Source organism: Pantoea sp. R102, assembly GCF_004916815.1.
GTDB classification, from domain to species: domain Bacteria; phylum Pseudomonadota; class Gammaproteobacteria; order Enterobacterales; family Enterobacteriaceae; genus Pantoea; species Pantoea dispersa.
Genome location: NZ_SDFT01000087.1, coordinates 1 through 14033, shown reverse-complemented (window position 1 = coordinate 14033; position 14033 = coordinate 1). Strand labels below are relative to the sequence as shown.

The 14033-nt window shown below is 59.1% G+C and carries 11 protein-coding genes, 1 pseudogene and 1 riboswitch; of the genes and pseudogenes, 8 read left to right on the top strand and 4 right to left on the bottom strand.

All coding sequences use genetic code 11. The features are described from left to right. Both ilvB and ERD80_RS10365 read right to left on the bottom strand, forming a co-directional pair. Positions 1 to 1466: biosynthetic-type acetolactate synthase large subunit (gene ilvB, locus ERD80_RS10370; protein ID WP_136546816.1), on the bottom strand; the 1466-nt coding region annotated here is incomplete at its 3' end. Between the two features lie 419 nt (positions 1467 to 1885). Further along, entirely contained in the window at positions 1886 to 2065 is a 180-nt protein-coding gene (locus tag ERD80_RS10365) for a hypothetical protein (RefSeq protein ID WP_132466716.1), read from the bottom strand. 309 nt (positions 2066 to 2374) lie between these two features. On the opposite strand from ERD80_RS10365, the gene leuA reads away from it, so the two are divergent. The 4 genes from leuA to leuD are packed head-to-tail and all read left to right on the top strand — an operon-like array spanning position 2375 to position 7051. Further along, the gene (gene leuA / locus ERD80_RS10355) at positions 2375 to 3937 is read left to right on the top strand and encodes a 2-isopropylmalate synthase (RefSeq protein WP_021507571.1); all 1563 of its coding nucleotides are present in this window, start codon (positions 2375 to 2377) and stop codon (positions 3935 to 3937) included. A 2-nt stretch (positions 3938 to 3939) separates the two neighbouring features. Continuing rightward, positions 3940 to 5031 (top strand): 3-isopropylmalate dehydrogenase, encoded by a 1092-nt coding sequence (gene leuB, locus ERD80_RS10350; RefSeq protein ID WP_136546814.1) that lies wholly within the window; start codon positions 3940 to 3942, stop codon positions 5029 to 5031. Positions 5032 to 5035: 4 nt separating this feature from the next. Then, the gene (leuC, locus tag ERD80_RS10345) at positions 5036 to 6442 is read left to right on the top strand and encodes a 3-isopropylmalate dehydratase large subunit (RefSeq protein WP_058759634.1); all 1407 of its coding nucleotides are present in this window, start codon (positions 5036 to 5038) and stop codon (positions 6440 to 6442) included. A 3-nt stretch (positions 6443 to 6445) separates the two neighbouring features. Then, a complete protein-coding gene (gene leuD / locus ERD80_RS10340; RefSeq protein WP_021507574.1) occupies positions 6446 to 7051 on the top strand; it encodes a 3-isopropylmalate dehydratase small subunit in 606 nt (201 codons plus the stop codon). 203 nt (positions 7052 to 7254) lie between these two features. Here leuD and ERD80_RS10335 read toward each other — a convergent pair whose 3' ends face one another. After that, positions 7255 to 8436, bottom strand: a complete 1182-nt coding sequence (locus tag ERD80_RS10335) for an MFS transporter (RefSeq protein WP_021507575.1) — start codon at positions 8434 to 8436, stop codon at positions 7255 to 7257. 254 nt (positions 8437 to 8690) lie between these two features. On the opposite strand from ERD80_RS10335, the gene sgrR reads away from it, so the two are divergent. The 4 genes from sgrR (at position 8691) to thiQ (ending at position 13820) form a co-directional block, all read left to right on the top strand. Continuing rightward, positions 8691 to 10352, top strand: a complete 1662-nt coding sequence (gene sgrR, locus ERD80_RS10330) for an HTH-type transcriptional regulator SgrR (protein ID WP_058770626.1) — start codon at positions 8691 to 8693, stop codon at positions 10350 to 10352. A 70-nt stretch (positions 10353 to 10422) separates the two neighbouring features. Beyond that, positions 10423 to 10516, top strand: a riboswitch (TPP riboswitch). Between the two features lie 46 nt (positions 10517 to 10562). Further along, positions 10563 to 11549: a thiamine ABC transporter substrate binding subunit gene (thiB, locus tag ERD80_RS10325; RefSeq protein WP_125308882.1), complete on the top strand. Its 987-nt coding sequence runs from the start codon at positions 10563 to 10565 to the stop codon at positions 11547 to 11549. After that, positions 11525 to 13135, top strand: coding sequence for a thiamine/thiamine pyrophosphate ABC transporter permease ThiP (thiP, locus tag ERD80_RS10320; RefSeq protein WP_136546812.1), 1611 nt, complete (start codon positions 11525 to 11527; stop codon positions 13133 to 13135). Before thiB ends, thiP begins: the two co-directional genes overlap by 25 nt. Beyond that, on the top strand, positions 13119 to 13820 hold the full coding sequence (thiQ, locus tag ERD80_RS10315) for a thiamine ABC transporter ATP-binding protein ThiQ (protein ID WP_021507579.1): 702 nt from the start codon (positions 13119 to 13121) through the stop codon (positions 13818 to 13820). Before thiP ends, thiQ begins: the two co-directional genes overlap by 17 nt. Here thiQ and ERD80_RS10310 read toward each other — a convergent pair. Further along, a pseudogene (locus ERD80_RS10310) lies at positions 13817 to 14033 on the bottom strand (DedA family protein); the annotation flags it as partial. The gene thiQ and the pseudogene ERD80_RS10310 overlap by 4 nt on opposite strands.

The window sequence follows — 14033 nt, the reverse complement described above, 5'->3', positions numbered from 1 at the left end:
GGAGTCATGTCCTGCCACTGTTTCACCATGCCGAGGAAGCGGTTGTTCAGGTTCAGCACCAGCACCGGCAGGTCATACTGCAGCGCGGTCGACAACTCCTGAATATTCATCTGAATACTGCCGTCGCCGGTTACGCAAATCACGGTCTCCTGCGGCAGCGCCATCTTCACGCCGAGTGCCGCCGGCAGGCCAAAGCCCATCGTGCCGAGGCCGCCGGAGTTGATCCAGCGACGCGGTTTATCGAACTGGTAGTAAAGCGCGGCGAACATCTGGTGCTGGCCGACGTCCGAGGTCACATACGCCTCACCGTGCGTCAGACGACAAATGGTTTCGATCACCGCCTGCGGTTTGATTTTGTCGCTGGTACGGTCAAATTCGAGGCACTTGCGGCTGCGCCAGCCTTCAATGCTCTGCCACCAGTCACGCAGGCTGTCGAGCTCCTGCTTCGCCTCGCTCTGTGCCAGCAGCTCCAGCATCTGCGTCAGCGTCTGTCTGGCATCGCCGACAATCGGAATATCGGCGCTGACGGTTTTGGAGATCGAGGTCGGATCGACGTCAATGTGCATCACGGTGGCATTCGGGCAATACTTCGCCAGATTGTTGGTGGTGCGGTCATCAAAGCGTACGCCGATACCAAAGATCAGATCGGCATTGTGCATGGTCATGTTGGCTTCATAGGTGCCGTGCATACCGAGCATGCCCACACACTGGCGATGCGTGCCCGGGAACGCGCCCAGCCCCATCAGCGAGGTGGTGACCGGAATATTCAGCTGCTCTGCCAGCTGCAGCAGTTCCGCCTCGCAGCCTGAAGTAATGGCCCCGCCGCCGACGTAAATTACCGGCTTGTGCGCCGCCAGCAGCGTCTGCAGCGCGCGCTTGATCTGGCCTTTGTGGCCCTGCAGCGTCGGATTGTAAGAGCGCATGCTGACGGTTTCCGGCCACACGTAAGGCAGCTTATTGGCCGGATTCAGAATATCTTTTGGCAGATCGATCACCACCGGCCCCGGACGACCGCTGGCCGCCAGCCAGAAGGCTTTTTTCAGCACCGTTGGGATCTCTTCGGTGCTTTTCACCAGGAAGCTGTGCTTCACCACCGGACGCGAAATCCCCACCATGTCGCACTCCTGGAAGGCATCATAGCCAATCAGCGAGGACGGCACCTGACCAGAGAGGATTACCAGCGGAATGGAATCCATATAAGCGGTCGCAATACCGGTGATAGCGTTTGTGGCGCCAGGACCTGAGGTGACCAGCACCACGCCGACTTCGCCGGTCGCGCGCGCCAGGCCATCCGCCATATGTACGGCGCCCTGCTCGTGGCGCACCAGCACGTGGTCAATACCACCGACCGTTTGCAGCGCATCATAAATATCGAGCACCGCACCGCCCGGATAACCGAATACCTGCTTAACGCCCTGATCGATTAACGAACGGACGACCATTTCGGCTCCTGACAACATCTCCATTTTCTGCCTCCAGGCTTGAGAGCCAGCTGCGCCAGCAAACGCTATTCTGCGTGCCGCTCGCATCTGTCCCTTTATTGCCAATTAAGATCAAAACCTTATGTTTATGCTCAGAAGACGCCATTCATTTCGTCTTCCAGGTACAGGGAATCTACCTGCGTGGATTCTTTTGAGAGTAGGTCGATTACCATAACCGCAGAAAACCCGGCCTGCAAACGTCATAAGGCGGCACGGCGCTGTCAGTGACAAAAAAGGCACTGACGTGTGATTATCGCCCGGGAGGAATAAACTAATGCGATGGCATAAGGACAGAGGAAAATGCTGGTTTGCAGATTATTTACAGCGTGTTGTAAGAAATATGATTTTCATATTGCCAGCGTGTTTAGCCCACAATTTTTTCCGCTACCGCGTTTCTGGCGTGATTAACTCTTAAATCCCTCTTCCACATCACAATCTGCTAAGCAACAAGCTTTATCTTGTTTTTCCACCTGACGAATAAGCCTTACTAAAAACATATAATTCAGCAACTTAAAATTATCCGCCTTTTTTAAAAGATTTTTTAAAGTGGCATAACGCGCTAAGCCACCGTTAATTAATGGCAATGCTCTGCGATGACCGATAATCCCAGCACATCGCCCTTTTCCGGCCAGAGAAATACCCTTTCACTTAGGGTTGACATCGCCAGGCGAATCCAGTACCAATATGTGCAGCACTCATTTTACGAGGTTTGATTCATGTCACGTTCTTTTCGTCTACTCGGTCTACTACTTAACGCATCCAGTTTGCGCGGTAGACTCGTGGGCGAAATCAACAACTGATTCGAACCTGCTGAAAGTTAAAAAACCCGCGCCACTGCGCGGGTTTTTTTATGCTCGTAGCACCGGCGAAGTCAATGCAAAAGGAAGATGACCATGAGCCAGCAAGTAATAATTTTCGATACCACTCTGCGCGACGGCGAACAGGCATTACAGGCCAGCCTGAGTGTTAAAGAAAAACTGCAGATCGCCCTGGCGCTGGAAAGGATGGGCGTGGATGTAATGGAAGTCGGTTTTCCGGTCTCTTCGCCGGGTGATTTCGAATCCGTGCAGACCATTGCCCGGACCATCAAAAACAGTCGCGTGTGTGGTCTGGCGCGCTGTGTCGAGAAAGATATCGACGCGGCTTACGAATCGCTGCGCGTGGCCGACGCCTTCCGTATTCACACCTTTATCGCCACTTCGCCGATGCACATCGCCACTAAACTGCGCAGCACGCTGCCGGAAGTGATTGAACGCGCGGTGCACATGATTAAGCGGGCGCGCAACTATACCGATGACGTTGAGTTCTCCTGCGAGGACGGTGGCCGTACGCCGATTGACGACCTGTGCCGCATGGTAGAAGCCGCAATCAACGCCGGCGCCACCACCATCAATATTCCGGACACCGTGGGCTACACCCTGCCGGGCGAGTACGCCAACATCATTGGTCAGCTGGTACAGCGCGTGCCGAACATCGACAAAGCGATTCTGTCGGTACATACCCATGACGATCTGGGTATGGCGACCGGTAACGCCATTGCGGCAGTGCTGGCCGGTGCGCGTCAGGTCGAAGGCACGCTGAACGGCCTGGGCGAGCGCGCCGGTAACTGTGCGCTGGAAGAGGTGATCATGGCGATTAAAACCCGTCAGCAGATCATGAACGTGCACACCAACATCAATCATCAGGAAATCTACCGCACCAGCCAGATTGTCAGCCAGATCTGCAACATGCCGATCCCGGCCAACAAAGCGGTGGTCGGTTCCAACGCCTTCGCCCACTCCTCCGGCATTCATCAGGATGGCGTGCTGAAGAACCGCGAAAACTACGAAATCCTGACGCCAGAATCGATTGGCCTGCACAAAATTCAGCTGAACCTGACCTCCCGCTCCGGCCGTGCCGCCGTGAAGCACCGTATGGAAGAGATGGGTTATAAAGAGTCCGATTACAACCTGGATACGCTGTACGACGCCTTCCTGAAGCTGGCGGACAAAAAAGGCCAGGTGTTCGATTACGACCTGGAAGCGCTGGCCTTCATTAATAAGCAGAATGAAGAGCCGGAGTACTTCCAGCTGAACGAATTCAACGTGCAGACCGGCTCCAGCGTCACCGCGACGGCGTCGGTGCAGCTGGGCTGCGGCGAAGAGGCCAAAGCCGACGCCGCCACCGGTAACGGTCCGGTTGATGCCGTCTACCAGGCTATTAACCGTATCACCGGCTTCGATGCTGAACTGGTGAACTACAAGCTGACCGCGAAAGGCCACGGCGAAAACGCGCTGGGTCAGGTCGATATCGTGGTCAACTACAACGGGCGTAAATTCCACGGCGTGGGCCTGGCGACCGACATCGTCGAATCCTCGGCGAAAGCGATGGTGAATGCCCTGAACAACATCTGGCGGGCAAAGCAGGTCGAAAAAGAATTGCAGCGTAAATTTAAAGATCAGAAGGAAACGGTGTAACTATGACTCAGTCTTATCATATTGCGGTAATGCCAGGCGACGGAATCGGTCCGGAAGTGATGGCGCAGGCCATGAAAGTTCTCGACGCGATTCGCGCGCGCTTCGATATGCGCATCACCACCAGCGAATATGATGTCGGCGGTATCGCCATCGATCGTCACGGTGAACCTTTACCCGCCGCCTCCGTGGCCGGTGCTGAGCAGGCCGATGCCATTCTGTTCGGCTCGGTCGGCGGTCCAAAATGGGAACACCTGCCGCCGGCTGGCCAGCCTGAGCGCGGTGCGCTGCTGCCGCTGCGTAAACACTTCAAACTGTTCAGCAACCTGCGCCCGGCGGCGCTGTACAAAGGTCTGGAAGCATTTTGCCCGCTGCGCAGCGACATCGCTGCCCGCGGCTTCGATATCCTGTGCGTGCGTGAGCTGACCGGCGGCATCTATTTCGGCCAGCCGAAAGGCCGCGAAGGCAGCGGCGCGCATGAACGCGCTTTTGATACCGAGGTCTATCACCGTTTTGAAATCGAGCGTATTGCCCGCAACGCCTTCGAAGCTGCGCGCAAGCGTCGTAACAAAGTGACTTCCGTTGATAAAGCCAACGTGCTGGCGACCTCAGTGATGTGGCGTGAAATCGTCAACGAAGTGGCAAAAGATTATCCGGATGTGCAGCTGAGCCATATGTACATCGACAACGCCACCATGCAGCTGATTAAGGATCCGTCGCAGTTTGACGTTTTACTCTGCTCGAATCTGTTTGGTGACATTCTGTCGGACGAGTGCGCGATGATTACCGGCTCGATGGGCATGCTGCCTTCGGCCAGTCTGAATGAAGAGGGCTTCGGCCTGTTCGAACCGGCGGGCGGTTCCGCACCGGATATCGCCGGCCAGAACATCGCCAACCCGATTGCGCAGATTCTGTCGCTGGCGATGCTGCTGCGTTTCAGCCTGAACGCTGATGCCGCTGCGGATAGCATTGAGCGCGCGGTAAGCCGTGCGCTGGAAGCGGGCCATCGCACCCGTGATTTGGCCGGTGACGGCCCTGCCGTGAGCACCGATGAAATGGGCAGCATCATTGCCGGTTACATCAGCGAGGAAAAATAACAAAATGAAAAGCTTATACCAGAAGTTATTTGATGCACATGTCGTTCACGAAGCGCCAGACGAAACGCCGTTACTGTATATCGATCGTCACCTGATTCACGAAGTCACCTCGCCGCAGGCGTTTGACGGTCTGCGTGCGCACGGCCGTAAAGTGCGCCAGCCGTCGAAGACCTTTGCCACCATGGACCACAACGTTTCCACCCAGACCAAAGACATCAACGCCTCGGGTGAAATGGCGCGTATCCAGATGCAGGAGCTGATGAAGAACTGTGCTGAGTTCGGCATTCAGCTGTATGACCTGAACCACCCGTTCCAGGGCATTGTGCACGTGATCGGTCCTGAGCAGGGCATGACGCTGCCGGGCATGACCATCGTTTGCGGCGACTCGCACACCGCAACGCACGGCGCCTTCGGTTCCCTGGCGTTCGGTATCGGCACCTCCGAAGTGGAGCACGTGTTCGCCACACAGACCCTGAAACAGGGCCGGGCGAAAACCATGAAGATTGAAGTGCTGGGCGAAGCTGCGCCGGGCATCACCGCCAAAGACATCGTACTGGCGATCATCGGTAAAACCGGCAGCGCCGGCGGTACCGGTCACGTGGTTGAATTCTGTGGCCCGGCGATTGAAGCGCTGAGCATGGAAGGCCGCATGACGCTGTGCAACATGGCGATTGAGATGGGCGCCAAAGCGGGACTGGTGGCACCGGATGACACCACGTTTGCCTATCTGAAAGACAAGCAGTTTGCGCCGAAGGGCGAGCAATGGGAGCAGGCGGTGGCTTACTGGCGCACCCTGAAGTCCGACAGCGACGCGCAGTTTGACGCCGTCGTGACGCTGAATGCTGCCGATATCGCGCCGCAGGTCACCTGGGGCACCAATCCGGGCCAGGTGATGGCCGTGGATCAGGCCATCCCGAATCCTGCCTCGTTTGCCGATCCGGTTGAACGTGCTTCCGCCGAGAAAGCGCTGGCCTATATGGATCTGCAGCCGGGCATCAAACTGACTGAGGTAGCCATCGATAAAGTGTTTATCGGTTCCTGCACCAACTCACGTATCGAAGATCTGCGCGCGGCTGCCGCGATTGCCAAAGGCCGCAAAGTCGCGCCGGGCGTGGTTGCGATGGTGGTGCCAGGTTCTGGTCCGGTGAAAGCGCAGGCGGAAGCCGAAGGTCTGGACAAAATCTTCCTCGAAGCCGGTTTTGAATGGCGTCTGCCGGGCTGTTCGATGTGCCTGGCAATGAATAACGACCGTCTGAATCCGGGCGAGCGCTGTGCCTCAACCAGTAACCGTAACTTTGAAGGTCGCCAGGGTCGCGGCGGTCGCACCCATCTGGTGAGCCCGGCGATGGCTGCTGCGGCGGCGGTAACCGGTCGTTTTGCCGACATTCGTGAATTGACTCAGGGAGCTTAAGCCATGGCGAACAAATTTACCCAACACACCGGGATTGTGGCCCCGCTGGATGCCGCAAACGTCGACACCGATGCCATCATCCCGAAGCAGTTTTTGCAGAAAGTAACGCGCACCGGCTTTGGCGCACACCTGTTCCACGACTGGCGTTTTGATGATGATGCCGGCACCCAGCCGACCGCCAGCTTCGTGCTGAATAAGCCGGAGTTCAAAGGCACCAGCATCCTGCTGGCGCGCGAGAACTTTGGCTGCGGCTCCTCGCGTGAACACGCGCCGTGGGCGCTGACCGACTTCGGTTTTCACGTGGTGATTGCGCCGAGTTTCGCCGACATCTTCTACGGTAACAGCTTTAACAACCAGCTGCTGCCGGTGAAGCTGAGCGAAGAGCAGGTCGATGAAATGTTCAAACTGGTGGCCGCGCAGCCGGGTATCCGCTTCACCGTGGATCTCGAAGCGCAGACCGTCACCGCCGGCGACAAGGTTTACCACTTTGAAATTGACAGCTTCCGCCGTCACTGCATGATCAACGGCCTCGACAGCATTGGCCTGACGCTGCAGCATGAAGCGTCCATCGCCAGTTACGAATCCAGCCAGCCAGCGTTTCTGCGCTAAGGTTTACCCGGTGCGCAGCAATGCGCACCTTACAGCAAACGCGTCAGTAATTTGGTCGCCATTGATGGCGACCAAAGATGCTTAAATGCACAATGCGCTGTAGGGTCGCCATTTATGGCGACCAAAATGTGCAAAACATGCCCGAAACGCGCAATGCCCCGCAGGGTCGCCATTGATGGCGACCTTCAATCTCCACACCGCCCTCACCGCGCATCCCGTACCCGCGCCGCCAGCACCAGCGCCACCACCGCCATCACCAGCGCCAGCCAGTACACCGACTCATGACCAAAGCGCTCACTCAGTATCCCCTGAATCAGGCCGGCGATAATCAACCCGGTTGAAATCGAGGTAGTGAACATGGTGGTCGCCGCACCGGCACGGCCCGGCATCAAATCCTGAAACCACAGCATACCAATGCCGGCGATGATGCCGATAAACGCGGCATTAAACAGCTGCAGCACCATCAGCGCGGTTTGAGAACGGAACAGCACCAGCCCGAGATAAAATACAATCGCCGCTACCAGCGCCAGCAACATCAGCTTGCGCTTGCCGTAGCGCTTCGCGTAATGGCCGGCCAGCAGCATGATCGGGATCTCCAGCCCGGCGGCGGTGCCCATCAGCAGACCCGCCAGCTTCTCCGGCAGGCCAAGGGTTGCGCTGATATACAGCGGCATATCAATGATATACATGGTATTACACGCCCACATCACCACCGAGGCGATAAACAGCAGCCGCACCTGGCTGTCTTTCCACGGGCTGAGCTGCATCAGCACCTGCTCCGGCGTGGCGGCGATGCGCGGCACCGAGGGCAGCGTGCGCCAGATCAGCAGCATACTCAGCAGAAAAATCACCGCCGCCACGCAGAATAGCGTGACGAAGCCGTAGTTGAGCGCCAGCGCGAACGACAGCGGCGGCCCAATCACCCACGCCAGCGACAGCTGCGCGCGCATCACCGAACTGAACATCACTACTTCACGCGCCGACTGATCGGCATATTCACGCGCCAGCGCGAAGATCTGCGGAATCGCCACGCTGGCCAGCGCCGACAGCAGCACACCGAGGGTGATGAGCGTCAGATAGTGACGGTTAAAGGCAAACAGTAGCGCGTTGGCCACCGCCATCAGGCAGCAAAACAGGATCAGATGACGGCGATCGCCACGGTTATCCGAACGCTTCGCCATCAGCAGGCTGATCACGATCCCGGCGACGGCATTGATGGTAAAGAACAGGCCGACCCAGAACGGCCGCACCTGCACCTCGCGCGTCAAAAACAGGCTGAGCGTCGGCGCCTGTAACGCCCCCGCCACGCCGACCATAAACGACACTGCCATAAAGGAGAGGTAAACCGGATTCAGGCGGCGCGGCCGCGGTAACAGCGATTTCATGCAGAAATCCCTTTGAGGAAAAAGACCGGGAAAAAAACAGCGTAGAAGATTCCACAGCAAAACGAAAAAAGCCAGCAGAGAAAAACTCCGCTGGCGGTGAAATTGCACCCTACTCAGAAAAGGTTCCACGTCGGCGGAACCGCTGGCAGAGCGCCATTCATTGCTGAATGCCTCCCGCTCTTCCATTGCCCGCCAGTATGCCTCTAATATGGGGCAGGAAAAACTGAGCGAAGTCGAGAAGGAGTTCCCCTTTTATGTCCTCTGCGCGTCTGCAACAGCAATTCATTCGCCTGTGGCAACACTGTCAGGGCCAGGATCAGGAAACCACGCTGAGCGAGCTGGCTGAACTGCTGCACTGCTCACGCCGCCACATGCGTAACCTGCTGAACGCCATGCAGGCGGCGGGCTGGCTGATCTGGCAGGCTGAAGCCGGTCGCGGTAAACGCTCGCTGCTGAGCTTCTGCTACACCGGACTGGCGCTACAGCAGCAGCGCGCAGAAGACCTGCTGGAGCAGGATCGCATCGACCAGCTGGTGCAGCTGGTGGGCGATAAAAACCAGGTGCGGCAGATGATTGCCGCGCACCTTGGCCGCAGCTTTCGCCAGGGCAAGCATATTCTGCGCGTGCTCTACTACCGGCCCTTGCCTAACCTGCTGCCCGGCTCGCCGTTGCGCCGTTCAGAAACCCACCTGGCGCGTCAGATATTCAGCGGCCTGACGCGTATAAATGAGGAAAAGGGGGAAATCGCCGCCGACATCGCCCATCACTGGCAGCAAACCTCTCCGCTGCACTGGCGCTTCTTCCTGCGGCCGGCAATCCGCTTTCATCATGGCCGCGAGCTGGAGATGGAGGATGTCATCGCCTCGCTGGAACGGGTGCGCAGCCAGCCGCTGTTTTCGCATATCGACCAACTGCACTCGCCGGCGCCGTGGACGCTGGATATCCATCTCAGCCAGCCGGACTGCTGGCTGCCGTGGCTGCTGGCCAGCGTCAGCGCCATGATTCTGCCGCGTGAATGGCCGACACTGCGCCACTTCGCCCGTCAGCCCATTGGCACCGGTCCGTACAGCGTGGTGCGCAATCAGCAAACCCAGCTAAAAATCGCCGCGTTTGATGACTACTTCGGCTACCGCGCGCTGATTGATGATGTCTCGATCTGGGTGCTGCCGGAGATCAGCGATGAGCTGGTCTACGCCGGTGTAAAACTGGAAGGCGAAAACGACGACGAAAAATCGGAAGAGAGTCGCCTCGAAGAGGGCTGCTATTTTCTGCTGTTCGATCAGCGCTCTGAACGCGGGCGCGATGCCGGTTTCCGCCGCTGGGTGAGCGATCTGCTTAACCCTATCGCGCTGCTCAATCATGCCGGCGTCGGCTATCAGCGCTACTGGTTCCCGGCTTATGGCCTGCTGCCGCGCTGGCACCATCGGCGCGATATCACCCCAGCCCACAAGCCCGACGGCGTGACCCAGCTGACGCTCAGCTGGTACAGCCACCACGTCGAACACGAGGGCATCGCCAATGCGCTGCGGCCGCTGCTGGCGCAGCAGGGCGTCGAGCTGATTACCCGCGAAGTGAGCTACGAAAGCTGGTTCGACGGCGCGGGCGAGAGTGACATCTGGCTGGGCAGCGTCAACTTTACCCTGCCGCTCGACTACGCCCTGTTCGCTCAGCTCTACGAGCTACCGCTGATGCATCACTGTATCCCGCTCGACTGGCAGGCCGACGCCGCGCGCTGGCGTGAGAAAGCGCTGCCGCTGGCGGAGTGGAGCAAACAGCTGGTAAACAGCGACTATCTGCATCCACTGTTTCATCACTGGCTGCTGCTGGAGGGCCAGCGCAGCATGCGTGGCGTGCGGCTGAACACGCTCGGCTGGTTTGACTTCAAGTCCGCCTGGTTCGCCCCGCCGGAGCTGTAAAAAAGGCAGCAGGAGACAACACGACCAGCAGGTGAACCTTTCGCGTTGTCCTGTAAATGTCTAGAATATGTCGTTCTCAACGGGGTGCCGGTTAACTGGCTGAGAGAGACCCGTCGAACCTGATCCGGCTCGTACCGGCGTAGGGATTTGAGATGCTCCGCCCTCAGATCCTTTGCGACGCAACCTTACCTTCTCCTTAAGGAACGCAAAGTGTTAAATAAAGTTCTGCCCCTGTTGCTGCTGATCGCTGCGCCGGCTCTGGCGGCCAAACCCGTTCTCACCGTGTATACCTACGACTCGTTCGCCGCCGACTGGGGCCCCGGTCCGGCAGTGAAAAAAGCCTTTGAGGCCCGCTGCGGCTGTGAGCTGAACTATGTGGCGCTGGAGGATGGCGTATCGCTGCTTAATCGCCTGCGTATGGAAGGAAAGAACAGCAAGGCCGACGTGGTACTGGGGCTGGACAATAACCTGATTCAGGCGGCGGAAAAAACCGGCCTGTTCAGCAAAAGCACGGTGGATACCCGTGCACTGCAGCTGCCGGACGGCTGGCACAATGACACTTTTATCCCGTTTGATTACGGCTACTTCGCGTTCGTTTACGACAAAAACAAGCTAAAGAATCCGCCGCACAGCCTGAAGGAGCTGGTCGAAAGCCCGGAAAAATGGCGGGTGATTTATGAAGACCCGCGCACCAGCACGCCGGGGCTCGGTCTGCTGCTGTGGATGCAGAAAGTGTACGGCGATGAAGCGCCGGCTGCCTGGCAGAAGCTGGCCAGCAAAACCGTGACCGTCACCAAAGGCTGGAGCGAAGCTTATGGTCTGTTCCTCAAAGGCGAAAGCGATCTGGTGCTGAGCTACACCACCTCGCCGGCTTACCACATCATTGAAGAGAAAAAGGATAACTACGCCGCCGCGCCGTTCAGCGAAGGTCACTATCTGCAGGTAGAAGTGGGCGCGCAGCTCGCCAGCAGCAAACAGCCGCAGCTGGCGCAGCAATTCATGCAGTTTATGGTGTCGCCAGCGTTTCAGAGCACCATTCCCACCGGCAACTGGATGTATCCGGTGATCAAAAGCGATTTACCCGCCGGTTATCAGGCGTTGCCGGTGCCTGCTAATGCGCTGCAATACACCCCGACAGAGGTGGCTGACCATCGCGCGGCGTGGATTAGTGCGTGGCAGCGCGCCGTCAGCCGCTGATGCCCGGCTGGCTGCTGCCCGGAGCGCTTAGCGCACTGCTATTGTGTGCGGTCGCGCTGCTGGCGCTCGGTGCCCTGCTGCTTGCCGCGCCGGCCACTGACTGGCGCGCGCTGCTCAGCGATAGCTATCTGCACCATGTGCTGGCGTTCTCCTTTGAACAGGCGCTGCTGTCAGCGCTGCTTTCGGTGCTGCCAGCCATTCTGCTGGCCCGCGCGCTCTATCGCCGCCGTTTTACCGGCCGCACCCTGCTGCTGCGCCTGTGCGCCATGACGCTGGTGCTGCCGGTGCTGGTCGCCGTATTCGGTCTGCTGAGCGTCTATGGGCGCAGCGGCTGGCTGGCGCAGCTGTGTGCCACAGTCGGTATCGATTATCACTTCTCGCCCTATGGCCTGCAGGGTATTTTGCTGGCGCACGTGTTCTTTAATCTGCCGCTGGCGACGCGCATGCTGCTGCAGGCGCTGGAGAGCATTCCCGGCGAGCAGCGCCAGCTGGCGGCGCAGCTCGGTCTGCGCGGCTGGCCGCTGTTTCGCCTGCTGGAGTGGCCGTGGCTGCGCCGTCCGCTGCTGCCAACGGCGGCGCTGATCTTTATGCTGTGCTTCGCCAGTTTTGCCACCGTGCTGGCACTGGGCGGCGGTCCGCAGGCCACCACGCTGGAGCTGGCCATTTATCAGGCGCTTAGCTTTGATTACGATCCCGGCCGCGCCGCGCTGCTGGCATTACTGCAGCTCGGCTGCTGTCTGCTGCTGGTGCTGCTCAGCCAGCGCTTCAGTAAAGCGATTCCGGCCGGTAGCCAGACGGTGCGCGGCTGGCGCGATCCGCAGGATTCCTGGCGCGCACGCGTCGCGGATACGCTGCTGATTACGCTGGCACTGCTGTTACTGCTGCCACCGCTGACGGCGGTGCTGGTCGACGGCTTACGCGGCGGCATCGCCGGCGCGCTGCAACAGCCCGCGCTGTGGCAGGCCACATGGACGTCGCTGCGCATCGCACTCGGTGCTGGTGTGCTGTGCGTGCTGCTGACCATGATGCTGCTGTGGAGCAGTCGCGAACTGCGCCAGCGTCAGCAGCGCTTCGCCGCGCAGGCCATGGAACTCAGCGGAATGCTGATTCTGGCGATGCCGGGCATCGTGCTGGCAAGCGGGTTCTTTCTGCTGTTCAACGCCACCGTTGGCCTGCCGCAGCGTGCCGATGCGCTGGTGATCTTCACCAACGCGCTGATCGCCATCCCCTACGCTATGAAAGTGCTGGAAAATCCGATGCGCGATCTCAGCGCGCGCTACGCTCAGCTGTGCGCCTCGCTGGGCATCAGTGGGTTTACTCGCCTGCGGCTGATTGAACTGCGGGCGCTGAAACGTCCGCTGGCGCAGGCGCTGGCATTTGCCTGCGTGCTATCGATTGGCGATTTCGGCGTGGTGGCGCTGTTTGGCAGCGCCGATTTCCGCACCCTGCCGTTTTATCTGTTCCAGCAGATTGGCGCCTATCGCGGTGCCGATGGCGCGGTGACCGCGCTACTACTGCTGCTGTTATGCCTGCTGCTGTTTACGCTGATGGAAAAATTACCGGGTCGCCATGCTGACACTGAATAACCTTACTTATCTCTACCAGCATCTGCCGATGCGCTTCAGCTTTAGCGCACAGGCCGGTGAACGTCTCGCCATTCTCGGCCCGAGCGGCGCGGGCAAAAGTACCCTGCTGAGCCTGCTCGGCGGCTTTCTGCCGGTGAGTCAGGGCAGCCTGCTGATCGATGGCGTCGACCACACCCGTAGCGTGCCTTCAGCGCGACCGGTATCGATGCTGTTTCAGGAGAACAATCTGTTTCCGCACCTGACGGTGCAGCAAAATCTGGGGCTGGGCCTGCATCCCGGCCTGAAGCTAACGCGCGAACAGCAGCAGCAGGTACAGCAGATTGCGGAGCAAACCGGGCTGGAATCGATGCTGACGCGTCTGCCCGGCCAGCTCTCCGGCGGTCAGCGCCAGCGCGTGGCGCTGGCGCGCTGCCTGCTGCGTAATCAGCCGGTCCTGCTGCTGGATGAACCGTTTTCGGCACTCGATCCGGCGCTGCGCAGCGAGATGCTGCAGCTGGTGCGCGCGGTGTGCGAGGCACGCACTATCACGCTGCTGATGGTGTCGCACAGTCTGGAGGATGCGCAGCAGATTGCGTCACGCAGCCTGGTGATTGTTGACGGTCGGGTGTACTGGGATGGCAGCACCGCCAGCCTGCTGCGCGGCGAGAGCCCAGCGGCCGCCATCCTTGGCGTATCACCGCGTTAAGCGAAGAATACCTTCCACAGCAGCTGCAGGAAAATCGGCATCATCGGGTGGAACAGCAGCGCAATAAAGGCACCCACGCCGATGAGCGCCATCAGCGGAGCCAGCCAGCGCAGCCGCGCCTGCGGCAGATAAGGCGTGGCCCAGTCGACGCTTTTGCCGCTGCGCCACCAGCGCCAAAGCAGCCAGCCGCCGATCCACAGCAGCAGCGCCACC